16 protein-coding genes are annotated in these 16,193 nt (G+C 65.5%); 7 read left to right on the top strand and 9 right to left on the bottom strand.

Annotated elements, in window-relative coordinates:
* Window positions 1-8 precede the first annotated feature (8 nt).
* Both IOC61_RS04475 and IOC61_RS04470 read right to left on the bottom strand, forming a co-directional pair.
* Complete coding sequence (locus IOC61_RS04475) at window positions 9-617, bottom strand: lytic transglycosylase domain-containing protein (RefSeq protein ID WP_420706329.1); 609 nt, start codon at window positions 615-617, stop codon at window positions 9-11.
* Window positions 618-657: 40 nt separating this feature from the next.
* The gene (locus IOC61_RS04470; protein ID WP_195687666.1) at window positions 658-2,382 is read right to left on the bottom strand and encodes a proline--tRNA ligase; all 1,725 of its coding nucleotides are present in this window, start codon (window positions 2,380-2,382) and stop codon (window positions 658-660) included.
* A gap of 252 nt (window positions 2,383-2,634) precedes the next feature.
* Between IOC61_RS04470 and IOC61_RS04465 the strand changes: the two genes are divergently transcribed.
* Window positions 2,635-4,179 (top strand): acetyl-CoA hydrolase/transferase family protein, encoded by a 1,545-nt coding sequence (locus IOC61_RS04465; RefSeq protein WP_229332919.1) that lies wholly within the window; start codon window positions 2,635-2,637, stop codon window positions 4,177-4,179.
* Between the two features lie 44 nt (window positions 4,180-4,223).
* On the opposite strand, the gene IOC61_RS04460 is transcribed toward IOC61_RS04465, so the two are convergent.
* From IOC61_RS04460 to IOC61_RS04445, 4 genes are all read right to left on the bottom strand, one after another.
* Window positions 4,224-4,985 carry a DUF3307 domain-containing protein gene (locus IOC61_RS04460; protein WP_195687664.1) on the bottom strand — a complete coding sequence of 254 codons (762 nt, stop codon included), beginning with the start codon at window positions 4,983-4,985 and terminating at the stop codon, window positions 4,224-4,226.
* On the bottom strand, window positions 4,982-5,650 hold the full coding sequence (locus tag IOC61_RS04455; RefSeq protein WP_195687663.1) for an adenylate/guanylate cyclase domain-containing protein: 669 nt from the start codon (window positions 5,648-5,650) through the stop codon (window positions 4,982-4,984). Before IOC61_RS04455 ends, IOC61_RS04460 begins: the two co-directional genes overlap by 4 nt.
* A 101-nt stretch (window positions 5,651-5,751) precedes the next feature.
* Entirely contained in the window at window positions 5,752-6,942 is a 1,191-nt protein-coding gene (locus tag IOC61_RS04450; RefSeq protein ID WP_195687662.1) for a vWA domain-containing protein, read from the bottom strand.
* A gap of 3 nt (window positions 6,943-6,945) precedes the next feature.
* Window positions 6,946-7,800: an AAA family ATPase gene (locus IOC61_RS04445; protein ID WP_195687661.1), complete on the bottom strand. Its 855-nt coding sequence runs from the start codon at window positions 7,798-7,800 to the stop codon at window positions 6,946-6,948.
* 200 nt (window positions 7,801-8,000) lie between these two features.
* On the opposite strand from IOC61_RS04445, the gene IOC61_RS04440 reads away from it, so the two are divergent.
* The 5 genes from IOC61_RS04440 (at window position 8,001) to IOC61_RS17620 (ending at window position 11,855) form a co-directional block, all read left to right on the top strand.
* Entirely contained in the window at window positions 8,001-8,321 is a 321-nt protein-coding gene (locus IOC61_RS04440) for a cupin domain-containing protein (RefSeq protein ID WP_195687660.1), read from the top strand.
* A 79-nt stretch (window positions 8,322-8,400) separates the two neighbouring features.
* Window positions 8,401-9,171 (top strand): metallophosphoesterase family protein, encoded by a 771-nt coding sequence (locus tag IOC61_RS04435; protein ID WP_195687659.1) that lies wholly within the window; start codon window positions 8,401-8,403, stop codon window positions 9,169-9,171.
* Window positions 9,168-9,470 carry a DUF1294 domain-containing protein gene (locus IOC61_RS04430; protein ID WP_195687658.1) on the top strand — a complete coding sequence of 101 codons (303 nt, stop codon included), beginning with the start codon at window positions 9,168-9,170 and terminating at the stop codon, window positions 9,468-9,470. Before IOC61_RS04435 ends, IOC61_RS04430 begins: the two co-directional genes overlap by 4 nt.
* Window positions 9,471-9,475: 5 nt before the next feature.
* On the top strand, window positions 9,476-11,020 hold the full coding sequence (locus IOC61_RS17625) for a DNA polymerase II (protein ID WP_229332918.1): 1,545 nt from the start codon (window positions 9,476-9,478) through the stop codon (window positions 11,018-11,020).
* Window positions 10,968-11,855, top strand: a complete 888-nt coding sequence (locus IOC61_RS17620; protein WP_229332917.1) for a DNA polymerase domain-containing protein — start codon at window positions 10,968-10,970, stop codon at window positions 11,853-11,855. The genes IOC61_RS17625 and IOC61_RS17620 overlap by 53 nt, the downstream gene beginning before the upstream one ends.
* An 18-nt stretch (window positions 11,856-11,873) precedes the next feature.
* On the opposite strand, the gene IOC61_RS04420 is transcribed toward IOC61_RS17620, so the two are convergent.
* Together IOC61_RS04420 and yejK are read right to left on the bottom strand one after the other, a co-directional pair.
* A complete protein-coding gene (locus IOC61_RS04420) occupies window positions 11,874-13,649 on the bottom strand; it encodes an ABC transporter transmembrane domain-containing protein (protein ID WP_195687657.1) in 1,776 nt (591 codons plus the stop codon).
* Between the two features lie 10 nt (window positions 13,650-13,659).
* Complete coding sequence (gene yejK / locus IOC61_RS04415) at window positions 13,660-14,673, bottom strand: nucleoid-associated protein YejK (RefSeq protein ID WP_195687656.1); 1,014 nt, start codon at window positions 14,671-14,673, stop codon at window positions 13,660-13,662.
* A 164-nt stretch (window positions 14,674-14,837) separates the two neighbouring features.
* Between yejK and IOC61_RS04410 the strand changes: the two genes are divergently transcribed.
* Window positions 14,838-15,458 (top strand): hypothetical protein, encoded by a 621-nt coding sequence (locus tag IOC61_RS04410; protein WP_229332916.1) that lies wholly within the window; start codon window positions 14,838-14,840, stop codon window positions 15,456-15,458.
* On the opposite strand, the gene IOC61_RS04405 is transcribed toward IOC61_RS04410, so the two are convergent.
* A partial coding sequence (locus tag IOC61_RS04405; RefSeq protein ID WP_195687654.1) for an IS481 family transposase occupies window positions 15,455-16,193 on the bottom strand: 739 nt, incomplete at its 5' end. The genes IOC61_RS04410 and IOC61_RS04405 overlap by 4 nt on opposite strands.

Genomic DNA, 16,193 nt, shown 5'->3' with positions numbered 1-16,193 from the left:
TGCGCCGGTCAGCGCTGTACCGTCAGGCGCTCCTCGGCGGGGCGCCAGTGGCGCTGCCAGGCGCGCATCACCCGCTCCGGGTACCAGGTCTTGCCCAGGCTGCCGTTGTAGCGGGCCAGGGCGTCGGTGAGGTCACCGTTCTCCACCGCCAGATAGTGGGCCAGTATCGTGCAGCCATAGCGCAGGTTGCGCCAGGGGTCCTTGAGATCATCGGCAGGCAGGCCCAGCTCGCGGATCCAGAACGGCATGATCTGCATCAGACCAACCGCCCCGGCAGAGGAGACCGCGTCGACTCGAAAGGCGCTTTCCACCTGGATCAGGGCCAGCACCAGCGCGGGAGGCAGGCCCGCCAGGGTCGCCTCGTGATAGACCCGGCGCAGCAGCTCGCGGCGCAGTATCGGCTCCTGGATATAGCGCTCGAGCGAGGGCTCCATGGCGTTGAGCCACTGACGCGCGGCCCACACCTCGGCAGGTGGGCGAGGGCGGGAGAGAGCCTCGTCGAGGGTGGTGCGCAGGGTGTGCGGCGCGGGCGGCAGCGGCTGGACCAGCAATGGCTTGCCCTCGGCCTCGAGCGCGCTCAGGAAACCCTGCTCGTCGGCCGCTGACGCCGTGGCCAACCACCCGCCCATCACCAGGGCGACAAGCGGGCGCTGCGCGTTAACCCAGCTGAACCTTCTGACGCAGGAAGTCGAGGATCTCCCCGGCCGGCACCATGGTGGCATCGCTGTCACGGCGTCCCTTGTACTCCAGTTCACCCTTGTCCAGTCCGCGATCGCCCACCACCAGGCGGTGGGGAAGTCCCATCAGCTCGTGGTCGGCAAACTTCACCCCGGGGCGCAGGTCGCGGTCGTCCAGCAGCACCTCGAAACCGGCGGCGCTCAGCTCGGCATAGAGCTTCTCCGACTCCTCGCGTACGCGCTGGGACTTGTGGGCATTCATGGGCACCAGCGCGATATGGAAGGGGGCGAGGGCGTCGGGCCAGATGATGCCGGCGTCGTCATGGTTCTGCTCGATGGCGGCGGCCACCACGCGGGTGACACCGATGCCGTAGCAGCCCATCCAGGGGTGGATGGCACGGCCTTCGTCACCCAGCACGCTGGCGTTCATGGCCTCGGAGTATTTCTGCCCCAGCTGGAAGACATGGCCTACCTCGATGCCGCGCTTGATGGCGAGCACACCCTTGCCATCCGGAGAGGGGTCGCCCTCGACCACATTGCGGATATCGGCCACCCTGGGCAGCGCCACATCACGCTCCCAGTTGATGCCGAAGTAGTGCTTTCCGTCGATGTTGGCGCCGGCACCGAAGTCGCTCATCAGCGCCACGCTGCGGTCGATGATGATCGGCATCTCGAGGTTGACCGGCCCCAGGGAGCCGGGACCGGCGCCCACCGCGGCGCGGATCTCCTCCTCGCCGGCCATGGTCAGCGGGGCGGCCACCTCGGGCAGGTTCTCGGCCTTCACCTCGTTGAGCTCGTGGTCGCCACGCACCAACAGGGCGATCAGGCCGCCCTCGGCGGCGTGAACCATCAGTGTCTTGATGGTCTTCTCGATGGGCAGGCCGTGCTGCTCCACCAAAGCGGCGATGGTCCTGGCATCCGGGGTGTCGACCAGGCGCAGCTCCTCGCCGGGGGCGGCGCGCCGAACATCGCTGCCCAGCGGCGCCGGCAATGCCTCGGCCTTCTCCATGTTGGCGGCGTAGTCGGAGTCGGTGGAGAAGACGATGTCATCCTCGCCGGATTCGGCCAGCACATGAAACTCGTGGGAGCCGGTACCGCCGATGGCGCCGTTGTCGGCGATCACCGGGCGGAAGTCCAGCCCCAGGCGGGTGAAGATCCGCGTGTAGGCGTCATACATCGCCCGGTAGGTCTCCTTGAGGGAGTCCTCGTCCACATGGAAGGAGTAGGCGTCCTTCATGATGAACTCGCGGGAGCGCATGACCCCGAAGCGCGGGCGAATCTCGTCGCGGAACTTGGTCTGGATCTGATAGAAGTTGGCCGGCAGCTGCTTGTAGCTGGCGATCTCCTTGCGGACCAGGTCGGTGATCACCTCTTCGTGGGTGGGGCCCACGCAGTAGTCGCGGTCGTGGCGATCCTGGAGGCGCAGAAGCTCCGGGCCGTACTGCTCCCAGCGGCCGGACTCCTGCCACAGCTCGGCAGGCTGAACCGCCGGCATCAGCACTTCCTGGGCGCCCGCCCGGTTCATCTCCTCACGCACGATGCGCTCGACCTTGCGCAGGGTCTTCACTCCTAGCGGCAACCAGGTGTACAGGCCGGAGGTGAGGCGGCGGATCATGCCGGCCCGCAGCATCAGCTGGTGGCTGATGACCTCTGCATCGGCGGGGGTTTCCTTCAGGGTGGAAATCAGCATCTGGGTAGCGCGCATGGGTCCGGCGTTTCCTCGGTAGTCAAAGGGGGGGCCGCAAGGGCGGCAATGATGCTGGCATTGTACGGCCAAGCCACGGGCGCGGCAAAAGGCGGCCATTTCCAGGGGTGCACAGAGGCTTGCACAGACAGCTCATGGCCAAGGTTAAATTGACTGTTCTTACAACTAGCGTGCTAAATAAAAGCATGTAAGCATCATGACATGATCCATTCTGTCTTTCGGCCTCCATGCCGACCGTAAAAGGAGATGATCTTGGATAGGAGCGACACAGGTTCGATCGAGGCGCGTTGCCGCTGGGTCGGCTGGCAGGACAAGCGGTGTACCGCGGAGCAGGCCGCGGCCTTGATCGAGGATGGCATGACGGTGGGCATGAGCGGCTTTACCCGGGCCGGTGAGGCCAAGGAGGTGCCGCGTGCCCTGGCCGAGCGTGCCGCACGGAGTCCGCTCTCGATCACCCTGATGACCGGCGCATCGCTGGGCAATGACCTCGACAAGGTGCTGACCGATGCCAAGGTGCTGTCGCGGCGCATGCCGTTTCAGGTCGATGCCACCCTGCGCCGGGCCATCAATGCCGGCGAGGTGATGTTTATCGACCAACACCTCTCCGAGACCGTGGAGCTGCTGCGCAATCGTCAGCTGGCCGAGATCGACGTGGCGGTGGTGGAGGCCTGTGCCATCACCGAAGAGGGCGGCATCGTGCCCACCTCCTCGGTGGGCAACTCCGCCAGCTATGCGATCCTCGCCGACAAGGTGATCATCGAGCTCAATCTCGACGCTCCCGCCGAGCTCGAGGGGCTTCACGATATCTATATCCCCCAGATGCGGCCCACGCGCACGCCGATTCCCGTGGTGGCGCCGGACTCGCGCATCGGCACCCCCTATATCCCGATCGACCCGCAGAAGATCGCCGCCATCGTGGTGACGAAGGGCAAGGACAGTCCCTCCACGGTGCTGCCGCCGGATGTCGATACGCAGAGAATCGCCGATCATCTGATCAGCTTCTTCTCCGACGAGGTCAGGATCGGACGACTGACGCCCTCGCTGCTGCCCCTGCAGGCCGGCATCGGCACCATGGCCAATGCGGTGATGACCGGGCTGGCCGAGGGGCCCTTCGAGCATCTGACCATGTACTCCGAGGTGCTTCAGGACTCGACCTTCGACCTGCTCGACTCGGGCAAGCTCGATTACGCCTCCGGCTGCTCCATCACCCTCTCCGAGGCCTGTGGCGAGCGAGTGTGGCCTCGCCTGGATGACTATCGCGACCGCCTGATCCTGCGCCCCCAGGAGCTCTCCAACCATCCGGGGATCGTGCGTCGTCTGGGCATCATCGCGATCAACACCGCCCTCGAGGTGGATATCTACGGCAACGTCAACTCCACCCATGTGGGGGGGACGAAGATGATGAACGGCATCGGCGGCTCCGGCGACTTCGCCCGCAACGCCCAGCTCTCGATCTTCGTCACCAAGTCGGTGGCCAAGGGGGGTGATCTCTCCAGCGTGGTCCCCTTCGCCAGCCATGTGGACCATACCGAGCACGACGTCGATATCCTGGTGACCGAGCATGGTTTGGCCGATTTGCGTGGGCTGGCGCCCAGGGAGCGTGCGGTCAGGGTGATCGAGCAGTGCGTCGACCCGCTCTATCGTCCGGCGCTGCGGCGTTACTTCGAGGAGGCCTGCCGACGCGGTGGCCATACGCCGCACTGCCTGGAGCAGGCGCTGTCATGGCATATGGCGGTGGAGCGTGATGGTCATATGCGCAGCCTTCAGGAGGAGGAGGCCGGCGCCCTGAGTGCCTGATTGGCGATGGCGGTAATCTCAATGCCATCGTCGAATCGCACTCCCTATGTGGGGCTGGATAGCAGAAGTCGCAGCGTCAGGCCCAGCACCAGCGTCGTGGCAACGCTGACCAGGGTGCCCAGCAGCACGTATTCGGTCAGTTTGCGATCCCCCGCCTCACGCAGGTCGCCGTAGCGCAATACCGACTTGGCCGCGAGCAGAAAGCCCACGGCGGCGAGCTGATCCAGCAGCACCAGGGAGAGCACCAGCAGGCGCTCGAGCATGCCGATATGTGCCCCGGCCTGGTCCAGCGTGCCCGCCTCCTCGACCTGGCGGCTCCAGGGCGTCAACACCATGGCAATGGCAAACGACAGGGGGCGCGTCACGATCAGGTAGGCCGCCGCCACGCCCAGAACCCCGGGCGAGAGCAGCCAGGCACCGAGGGCTTCCAGCGGCGCCATGCTGCCGAGCCAGGCCAGCCAGATCAGGATGAGCACGCCCAGGTGCAGCGCCTGATCGAGCAGGAACCAGCGCAAGGTGCCGGGTAGCCGGGCCTTCACCAGATCGATTATCCAGTGGCTGACTCCCACCCCCAAGACGCCGACGAGTACCCCTGCCGGCCCCGGCGAGTCGGGCAGCAACAGGATCGCGACAAGCAGCACCAGGGCGGTGAGTCCCCCATGCACGACACTGTGATAGTAGAGGCGGCGTGAGCGGTGGCGTAGTCGAAAACGCTCTTCGACCCAGTGACGCGGCTGCAGCAGGAAGTCGCCGACCAGATGGGCAAGCACCAGGCCCAGCAGCAGCGAGAGTTCGTTCGGTGTCATGATGAGCCAGCGTCCTTGTCGGCCAGGCGGGTCTCGAGATAGGCGAGGGTATCGCTGAGCAGGGGCCAGCGTGCCGCCTTCAGGCGTTTGTAGACGCTGGGCTGGCTGATGCCGAGATGCGTCGCCATGGCTTGCTGGGACAGGGTCCGCTCGAGGCTCAGCTGGACCACCTCCGCCGAATAGGGGGACCAGCCAGCGAGCAGGTCATCGAGGAAGCGCATCAGCAACGCCAGGCTGCCATCGTCAGGGTCGTCGAGCAGTGTCAGCGCGAGATGCGCGTCGCCTTCTCCCAGGCGATCCAGTCGGCGCCCCGAGGCGACGAAGGGGGCGTCATCGGCCTCGGCGATGCGCAGGTCGGCGTGCCATCTGGCCGGCCCCACGGCCACCGCGATACGGGCATCCCAGCGTTGATCGGGTTCGGAGTGTTCGATCAACGCCGCACGCAGGGCGATGGCCGTCGTCATGGCATGCCGAGCCTGGGGCAGAGCGATCTGGAACCCATCGCCGCGAAAGCGTTCGGCATGACCCTGATGGTGGCTTGCCAGGCGCTGCAGGCTGTCGTCCAGGAGGCGATAGAGGCGACGGCGGTCGCTCACCTTGCGTGAGTCGACCACGTCGCCGGTCAGCACGGCGATGCGTTGGGTCGGGGCGGTCTTCTCGAACACGCAGTCACTCCTTGAGCATGCGTTTCAGTATAGCCGCCTGTGGCTATGTTGCCATTTTATAGCCTGTGAAGGCTATTAAATGGGTTTATAGCCCTTAAAGGCTATTTAGCCAGCTCCCGCATGGCGCCCTCCAGCCCCTCGAGGGTCATGGGGTACATGCGATCCTCGAGCAGCTGACGGATCAGCCGGGTGGAGTGGGTAAAGTCCCAGGTGTGACGTGGCATGGGGTTGAGCCATACCAGGCGCGGGAACTTGTCGATCACGCGCTTCAGCCACACCGCGCCGGCCTCGTCATTGAAGTGCTCCACGCTTCCGCCGGGATGGGTGATCTCGTAGGGCGACATGGCCGCATCGCCGACGATCACCACCTGATAGTCATCGCCATAGGTGTGCAGCAACTCCATGGTCGGGATGCGTTCGGCATGACGGCGAGTCTGGGTGCCGGCACTGCTGCGCCACACCCCCTCATAGATGCAGTTATGGAAGTAGTAGGCTTCCAGATGCTTGAACTCCGAACGGGCCGCCGAGAACAGCTCCTCGCAGGTGCGGATATGGTCGTCCATGGAGCCGCCCACATCGAGCAGCAGCAACACCTTCACCGCGTTATGGCGCTCGGGGCGCATCTGCACGTTGAGCAGGCCGGCATCCCGCGCGGTTTCGCGTATGGTGGCATCGACATCGAACTCCTCCGCTGCCCCCTGGCGCGCGAACTTCCTGAGCCGGCGCAGCGCCATCTTGGTGTTGCGCGTGCCAAGCTCCAGGGAGTCGTCATAGTCGCGGAAGCGGCGCTCATCCCACACCTTGGCCGCACGCCGGTGGCGGGAGCCATCCTGGCCGATGCGAATCCCCTCCGGGTTATAGCCGTAGGCGCCGAAGGGGCTGGTGCCGCGGGTACCGATCCACTTGTTGCCCCCCGCATGGCGCTCCTGTTGCTCCTCGAGACGCTTCTTGAAGGTCTCGATCAGTTGCTCGAGGCCGCCCAGGGATTCGATCCGGGCCTTCTCCTCATCGGAGAGCTGCTTCTCGAACTCGCGGCGCAGCCAGTCATCGGGGATCAGCGCCTCGATGGCGGCGTCGAGGTTCTCGAGACCTTCGAACCAGGCGGCGAAGGCGCGATCGAAGCGGTCGAAGTGGCGCTCATCCTTGACCATCACGGTGCGGGCAATCTGGTAGAACGCCTCCATGTCGGCGAAGACCACGCCGCGTTCCACCACCGCATGGAGGTCGAGCAATTCGCGCAGCGATACCGGGACGCCGGCACGCTTGAGGGTCTCGAACAGGCCGATAAACATGGTTCAGCGCCTCTGGTTGCCCTGGCGGCGCATCATGAAGGCCAACCGCTCCAGTAACTGGGTATCCTGTTCGTTCTTGACCAGCGCGCCTGCCAGCGGCGGGATCGCCTTGACCGGGTCACGCTGATAGAGCGCCTCGCGGGCCAGCTCGTCGCTCATCAGCAGCTTCAGCCAGTCGACCAGCTCCGAGGTGGAGGGCTTCTTCTTGAGGCCCGGGGCCTGACGCAGGTCGAAGAACACCTCCAGCGCCTCGCTGACCAGCTTCGGGGCGATATCGGGGAAGTGCACATCGACGATCGCCTGCATGGTGTCGCGGTCGGGAAACTCGATGTAGTGGAAGAAGCAGCGGCGCAGGAAGGCGTCGGGCAGCTCCTTCTCGTTGTTGGAGGTGATGATGATGATCGGGCGGTGGCGGGCGGTGATGGTCTCGCCGGTCTCATAGACATGGAACTCCATGCGATCCAGCTCCTGGAGCAGATCGTTGGGGAACTCGATATCCGCCTTGTCGATCTCGTCGATCAGCAGTACCACCCGCTTGTCGGCGGTAAAGGCGTCCCACAGCTTGCCGGGCTTGATGTAGTTGGCGACGTTCTCCACGCCCTCGACGCCCAGCTGGGAGTCACGCAGGCGGCTTACCGCATCGTACTCGTAGAGCCCCTGGGCGGCCTTGGTGGAGGACTTGATATGCCAGGTGTGCAGCTCGGTGCCCAGCGAGGCCGCCAGCTCCTCGGCGAGCAGGGTCTTGCCGGTGCCGGGCTCTCCCTTGATCAGCAGCGGGCGCTCCAGGGTCACCGCGGCGTTGACCGCCTGCTTGAGGGCCTCGGTGGCTACATAGGTGGAAGTGGAATCAAACGCCATGAGTCATGCCTCGGCTAGTCTTCAGAGGGGTAGAGGGATCAAACAAGTGTACGGAAGGGCGTCAACCGGGACAAATTTCCTCTTGCCCATATTGGATAGAAAGAGGATAGAAAGTGAGAGCATGGAAGTGGGGTAGATGGAGGATGGATACTGCCGGCTAATGAGAAATCGAGTGTGGCACCTCAAAAGGAGAGCATGGCATGTTGGAAAATCTGTTCGCGTCGATATCGGACACAATGCAGGAAGAGCAGTTCGATGAGCTGGCCGCCGGCCAGGGGGTGCGCATCGAGCGCATCGTCTCGCGCGGTCACAGTTCGCCTGAAGAGGGATGGTACGATCAGCCCCAGCACGAGTGGGTAGCGGTGCTGCAGGGGCGTGCGGTGCTGGCCTTCGCGACGGGCGAGGAGCGAGAGCTCGGCCCGGGCGATCATCTGGTGATTCCGGCACACTGCCGACACCGCGTGACGTGGTCGGATCCGGAGCAGACGACCATCTGGCTGGCGGTGCACTATGACGGATAGCCTTCGTCTGGGCGCATAGCCTTCTCTAGAAGTCTTCATCACACTGTCACCAATGGCTTGCCGTAAAGGGATCTGAACCATGCGATTGAGGATACTCTCCGATCTGCACCTCGAGTGCTTCGATGAAGGGCGAGAGCTGCCGGATGTGGAGTGCGACGCGGTGATTCTGGCCGGTGATATCTCGCGCAGGACCCGAGGGCTCGAGTGGGCGGCCGAGCGCTTCGCCGGCACGCCGATTCTCTATGTCCCCGGCAACCATGAGTTCTACCGGACCCGCATGCCGGTGCTTCGCCAGGAGCTGGCCGACGAGGCGACCAGGCTCGGCATCCACCTGCTCGACAACCGCTCACTGACCCTGGACGGCGTGCGCTTCTATGGCACCACCCTGTGGACCGACTTCGACCTCTACGCCGGCGAGCCCGATCACGACCCGGCGCTTACCGAGGAGAGGGTACTGGCCTTTATGCCGGACTTTCGCATCGTTGAGCAGCCGAACGGAGTGGTGTTCACCCCGGCGGAGAGCCGCCGCCTGCATGCCAAGGCGCGGGGTTGGCTGGAGTCGGCGCTCGCCGAGCCCTTCGGCGGCCCCCGGGTGGTGATCAGCCACCATGCGCCGCTGGCCGAGTGCATTCCGCCCGGCTATCGGGGCGATGCGGCCTCACCGGCCTTCGCGTCTCATCTGCCCGAGCTGATGGGGCGCATGGACCTCTGGATCCACGGCCACGTCCACGAGCCGGTCGATGTCGAAATCGCGGGGACTCGCGTTATCGCCAACCCAGGCGGCTACCCGGGAGAGTTCGACCCGCCGCTCTTTACTCCCGACCTTGTCGTTTTGGTGCCAACCTCATGACGCCGCAGTTATGGGGCTACATCCTGGCCAGTCTGCTGGCCCTGTGTCTCTATGGGATCGACAAGGTCGCGGCGCGCCGGAACTGGCGGCGAATCCGTGAGTCGACGCTGCACCTCGTTGCCCTGGTGGGCGGTTGGCCGGGTGCCTTGCTGGGGCGTCACTGGTTTCGACACAAGACCCGTAAGCAACCCTTCGGTCGCATTCTGTGGGCATGTGTCGCGGCGAATATCGCTGTCTCGGGCTGGCTGATACTGGCCGATTCGGCGGCAGGCGTGCGCCAGCTGAGCGGACTGGGGTAGGGCCCTTGTCGACCCATCAAGGCTTTATTCTCAGCCGCCACTGGCAGGACACCCCCGAGGGAATAGACGTATGGCTGTGGCTGGCCACGGATGAGGGCCCGCTGCGGGTCTCGCTGCCGCGCCAGACGGCGGTGGCCTTCCTGCCGAAGGAGCATATGACCCTTGCCGAGCGTGTCGTGGGGCGGGAGAAGGGCGTGCAGCTGCGTGAGCTCAAGCTCAAGGACTTCCAGCACCGCCCGGTGGTTGGCCTCTACGCTCGGCAGTATCGTCGGCTGCTGGCGCTGGTACGTCGCCTGGAGGAGGCCGGTGTCAGTGTGTACGAGGCGGACATTCTTCCGTCCGAGCGTTATCTGATGGAGCGCTTCATTACCGCACCGGTGGAGGTTGGCGGCGTGACCGACGGGGAGGGAGGGTGGGTCGAGGCACGGCTGCGTCCGTCGCCACACTATCGTCCCCGGCTGCGTACGGTCTCGCTGGATATCGAGACCAGTGGCCAGGGTGAGCTCTACTCCATTGCTCTCGAAGGGTGTGGGCAGCGTCAGGTCTTCATGTTGGGCCCCCCCAGTGGAACGACGGGAGAGCTCGACTTCCGGCTCGACTACTGTGAATCTCGGCGCGAGCTTCTCCAGTGTCTCAATGCCTGGTTTGCCGAGCATGACCCCGACGCCATCATCGGCTGGAATCTGGTGCAGTTCGATCTGCGGGTGCTGCGTGAGCATGCCGAGCGGCTGGGTGTGCCGCTAAGGCTCGGGCGAGGTGGCAGCGAGATGGCATGGCGAGCGCCCGGCTATCGGCCTCACCACTTCTTCGCCTCCGTCGAGGGGCGCCTGATCATCGATGGCATCGAGGCGCTGCGCTCGGCCACCTGGAGCTTCCCTTCATTCAGCCTGGAGAGCGTGGCGCAGACGCTGCTCGGTGAGGGCAAGGCGATCGAGGATCCCTACCGGCGGCTGGAGGGGATTCTACGGATGTTCGCCGAGGACAAGCCCGCCCTTGCCCGCTATAACCTCAAGGACTGTGAGCTGGTCACGCGTATTTTTGAGAGAACCGAGCTGCTGGACTTCCTGCTCGAGCGAGCGTCGGTAACCGGGCTTTCTGCCGACCGTAGCGGGGGCTCGGTAGCGGCCTTCACCCATCTCTATCTGCCACGCCTGCATCGCCTGGGGTGGGTGGCCCCCAATCTTGGCGAGGGAGACGTGGCCGAGAGTCCCGGGGGATTTGTCATGGATTCACGCCCCGGGCTCTACGATTCGGTACTGGTGCTGGATTTCAAGAGCCTCTATCCGTCGATTATCCGCAGCTTTCTGATCGACCCGGCGGGGCTGGTCGAGGGACTGGCCGAGCCGACAGACGCTGCTTCCGTGCCCGGCTTTCGAGGGGCGCGTTTCTCTCGTACCCAGCATGCGCTGCCGGCCATCGTCGAGGGAGTATGGGCCGGCCGAGAAGAGGCCAAGGCGGGGGGGGAATGCACCGCTCTCCCAGGCACTCAAGATCATCATGAACAGCTTCTACGGTGTGCTGGGTTCGAAGGGCTGTCGTTTCTTCGATAGGCGCCTCGCCTCGTCGATCACCATGCGCGGCCACGCCATCATGCTCCGCACCCGGGAGCTGATCGAGGCCGAGGGGTATCGCGTGATCTATGGGGACACCGACTCCACCTTCGTATGGCTCGGGCGGCCCCATGAAGAAGAGGAAGCGGCAGAAATCGGTCGACGACTCGCTGCCCATATCAACGCCTGGTGGCGGGAACATCTGCGGGTCGAGCATGGCCTGACCAGTGCGCTGGAGCTTCAGCTTGAGGCACACTTTCGACGCTTTCTGATGCCCAGGATCCGCGGGGCCGAGATGGGCAGCAAGAAGCGCTACGCCGGCCTGGTACGTGAGCCATCGGGCGAGGAGCGGGTGATCTTCAAGGGGATGGAGACGGTGCGCAGCGACTGGACGCCCCTGGCCCAGCAGTTCCAGCGTGAGCTCTACCGGCGTGTCTTTCGGCGGGAACCCTACCGGGACTATCTGCGCGACTACGTGAACACCTTTATCGAAAAGGCCCAGGGGGAGTCACTGGACGAGCGGCTGGTCTATCGCAAGCGCTTGCGTCGACGTCTCGATGAGTACCAGCGCAATGTGCCGCCCCATGTCAGGGCGGCACGTCTGGCCGATGAAGCCAACGATCGGCTGGGCCGGCCGCGTCGTTATCAGCGCGGTGGCTGGATACGCTATGTGATGACGGTGGCGGGCCCCGAGCCGTTGGAGGCGTGGTACTCGCCGATCGATGTCGACCACTACCTGAGTCGTCAGCTGCAGCCGGTGGCGGATGCCATCCTCGCCTTCGTCGGCGATGACTTCAGCACACTGATCGATCGTCAGCTCGGCCTGTTTGGCTAGACCTGCAAGAGCGGCACGTCACTGCCGGGCTGCCTGCCGCCCGAACTGCAGCTCGGCCAGGCGGCGATAGAGTGGGCTCGTGTCGAGCAGCTGGTCATGGCTACCGGCGGCCACCAGGTGTCCCTCGTCGATCACCAGGAGTCGGTCGGCGGCGACCACCGTGGCCAGGCGATGAGCGATCACCAGGCTCGTGCGTCCCACCATCAGCCGGTCCAGGGCCTGCTGTACCAGCCGCTCGCTCTCGGCATCCAGGGCGCTGGTCGCCTCGTCCAGCAACAGCACCCGAGGGTCCTTGAGCAGCGCCCGGGCAATCGCCAGGCGCTGGCGCTGGCCGCCGGAGAGCTGCACGCCCCCGGGACCCAGCGGGGTGTCGAAGCCCCTGGGTAGCGCCTCGATAAAGGCCAGGGCATTGGCCGCCTCGGTCGCCTTGCGCAGGGCCTGGTTAGAGGCATCGGGGTCCCCGTAACGCAGGTTGTCGGCCACGCTGCCGGTAAACAGCACCGGCTCCTGGGCCACCAGGCCCAGGGCCGAACGCAGCTCGAAGGGGGCCAGGTCGCGAAGGTCGATGCCGTCGAGGCGCAGGGTGCCGCGGTCCGGGTCATGGAAGCGCAGCAGCAGCGCGAGCAGGGTGCTCTTGCCGGCGCCCGAGGGGCCGACCAGCGCCACCCGCTCGCCCGGGCGGATGGTCAGGTCGATGGCCTCGAGCGCCGGGGTCTCCCGGCCCGGATAGGTGAAGCTCACTCCCTCCAGGCGAATCTCCCCGGCCAGTGGCCGAGGCAGGGGTGTCGGCCGACTCGGTGGTGCGATGCCAGGGCGGGTGTCGAGCAGCTCCAGCAGTCGCTCGGCGGCCCCCGCCGCGCGCTGCACATCGCCGGCCACCTCGGCGAGTGTGGCCACGGCGCCGGCCGCCAGGACGGCATAGAAGACGAAGGCCGAGAGCTCGCCGGCGCTCATCTCACCGGCGAGCACCGCCAGCCCGCCCTGCCATAGCATGATGCCCACCGCCGCGAAGACCACCAGCATGGCGATGCCGGTCAGCCAGGCGCGTTGGCGGGTGCGCGCGATGGCGCTGGCAAAGGCCTCTTCGACGCGGCCCGCATAGTCGCGCCGATCGAGCCGCTCATGGGTGAAGGCCTGGATGGTACGGATGCCGGAGAGCGCCTCGTCGGCATAGCGGCCGAGTTCGGCCACCCGGTCCTGGCTGGCCCGCGAGAGCCCCCGCACCCGCCTGCCGAACCATAGGATCGGCAGCACCGTGGCCGGGATGCCCACCAACACGATGGCCGACAGCCATGGCTGGGTCGCCAGCATCAGCAAGACGGCACCGATCAGCATCAGCAGGTTGCGCAGGGCCAGGGAGATCGAGGAGCCGAACAGGCTCTGCAGCACGCTGGTATCGGCGGTGAGTCGCGAGGTGATCTCGCCGGCGGCCTGGCCGGGCGCCTGGGCACTCTCGAAGAAGCCGGGCTCCAGGGTCAACAGGTGGTCGAAGACCCGACGGCGCAGGTCCGCGGCCAGCCGCTCACCGATCCAGGACACCAGGTAGTAGCGTAGTGCCGAGGCCATCGCCAGCACCGTGACCACGACCAGCATCATGCCCAGGGTGCGTCCCAGGGCGGCGCTGTCGGCATCCATGAAGCCGCGGTCGATCACCAGGCGCAGCCCCTGGCCCAGCAGCAGCACGCTGCCCGAGGCCAGCAGCAGGGCCAGGGCGGCGAGCAGCAGGCGCCATCGGTAGGGGGCCAGCAGGCCCAGCAGGCGCAGCAGTACGCGAGGATCGGGACGTGATGACATCACAGCCTCCCTAGCCCTGACCCTTGAGCTGCTCCTTGAGCTGCTTGGGCACCTGCTTGATGATCAGACGGTCGCCTGTCTCGTCGTACTCGACGCTGGAGCCCAGCAGATGGGAGTCGAAGCTGATCGAGACGCCGCCGGCGCGCCCGGTAAAGCGCTTGAACTGGTTCAGGGTCTTGCGATCCGGGGGGATCTCCGGCGACAGCCCGTAGTCGGCGTTGCGGATATGGTCGTAGAAGGCCTTCGGCTGCTGCTCGTCGAGCAGCCCCGAGAGCTCCTCCAGGGTGATCGGCTCGCCCCGGCTGGCCTGCTCGCTGGCATAGTCCACCAGGGTCTCGGTCTTCTCACGGCTGCTCTCTTCGGGCAGGTCCTCCTGCTCCACATAGTCGCTGAAGGCCTTGAGCAGGGTGCGGGTTTCTCCCGGGGCATCGACGCCCTCCACGGCACCCAGCAGGGCCGCGAAGCCCTCGGCCAGCGCCTTGCCGCCGCGCTCGCGGGTCCAGGAGAGGTACTGTCGGGAGTCGCCGCGCTGCCACTGGCTGATATCGAGCCGGGCGGCCAAGCTCATATGGGTCAGGTTGAGCTGGCGCGCCGGCGTCGGCTGCAGGTCGTCGTCGATGGCGAACCCCTCGCGATGGTGCAGCAGGGCCAGGGTCAGGAAGCGAGCATCGCCGTAGCGTGTGTCCAGCACCATCAGGTCACCGGAAACGGAGAGGTGCGCATCCAGCAGCCTGGCGAGGCGTTCGACGAGGTCTCGTGTCAAGGCAACGAAGTCGCGCTGCTCCTCGAGGTAGGCGGTGAGCTCCGCCGCCAGCGCTGAGGCGCCGGCATCACCCTCGTCGTCCTGGCCGCTCTCCGCGAAGTGGCCCCACGCCTTGTTCTTGGCGTGATAGGCGCGGGTCAGCCCCTCGAGCATGGCCTCCAGGGCCTCGGACTCGGGCAGGGGGGCGCTTGCCGGCAGCAGGCGGGCCGGGGTGTCACCGCTCTTCTCGATGCGATGAACGATGGCGTTGAGGATGGGCATGGGACCTCCCGCGATGGTGGACGAGGGCAGGCATGATACCCGCCGTTGCCTTCTGCCGATAGGCGACCACCCGCCAGCGTCCGTCGAGGCAGGCGATCATCGAGTCGGGGGTGAGCTACCCTCAATATCGACAGCATGGGCCCCGCATAGACGAGGAAACCAAAATGAAACGCAGCATGACACTCTTTGCAGCAGGTGTGCTGAGCCTGAGTGGCTGGGCGACACAGGCCCTGGCCGATGAGGTCACGGAGCAGATCGAGCTGGGCCTGGAGCTCTACCAGGGAGAGGAGTACGGCGCGGCGATCACCGAGCTGGAGTTCGCCATCAGCGATATCCGCAAGCTGATGTCGGCGCGAATCGCCGAGACCTTTCCCGACCCTCCCGAAGGGTGGAGCGCCGCCGAGGTCAGCACCAGTGGCGGTGGCGGGGCGGCGATGTTCGGGGGCAGAGGCAGCATGCTGGAGCGGGAGTATCGGCAGGAGGGGGGAGAGGGTCGGCTGACCGCTCAACTGATGATCGACAATCCGATGATTCAGGCCATGTCGGCGATGTTCAGCAATCCGGCGCTGATCGCCGCCCAGCCCGATATGGAGCGTATTCGCATCGGGCGTGAGTCGGCCATCCTCAAGTGGGACGCCGATAACGGCAGCGCCGAGGCCTCCTTCCTGATGGATGGGCGCATTCTGATGCAGGTCAACGGCAGCGGGCTGGCGTCGGAAGAGCCGGCGGTGTCATTGCTCAAGGCGTGGGATCTCGACGCCGTGCGCGAGCAGTCCGCGCGCTAGCTGTGTAAACCCACCAGGTTGTTCACGGAAAGCCCCAGCCGGCTCACCGGAGGCTGATAATTCAGGCTGGCATGTGGTCGATGCCAGTTGTACTGATGGAGCCAGGCGAGCAGATGCTGGCCTCGCTCCTTCGAGCTCTTGTACGACCGGGCATAGGCCCATTCGCGCAGAGCGGTTTGAATGAATCGTTCTGCTTTGCCGTTGGTGCGGGGCGTATAGGGGCGAGTACGCTTGTGCTTCAGCCCCAGTCGCCGGCACAGGCGGTGAAACGCTCTGGATCGGTAGCAGGCGCCATTGTCGGTGAGCACCCGCGTGAAGCGAGTCCCCAGCCCTCGGTAATAGCGTATGGCCTCCAACAGCGCGTAACACGCGCTCCAGCCGGTTTCATCTGGATAGCGGGTGCCGAAGGCCACCCGCGAGTGATCGTCGATGGCGATGTGGACATACTCCCACCCTGCGCCACGCGTGGCCTGTTGGCGATCGCCGGTGACCCGATGGCCCGGGCGCTCGAAGCGGCAGAGCTTCTTGATATCCAGATGCAGGAGATCCCCGGGTGCGGCGTGCTCATAGCGATTATCGGGCCTTGGCGGCGTCAGCGTCGCCAGACGATTCAGCCCTTTACGCTTGAGAATGCGCGCCACCGTGCTCTGGCCAACTCCCAGCGCCTGGGCAATCTGGCGATAGGTCTGGCGTCGCTGACGACGCTCGACGATCTGCTCCACCGTCGTTGCGTCT

Source organism: Halomonas sp. KAO, assembly GCF_015595025.1.
In the GTDB taxonomy this organism is placed as follows: Bacteria; Pseudomonadota; Gammaproteobacteria; order Pseudomonadales; family Halomonadaceae; genus Halomonas.
This window is presented reverse-complemented; position numbering and strand designations above follow the sequence as displayed.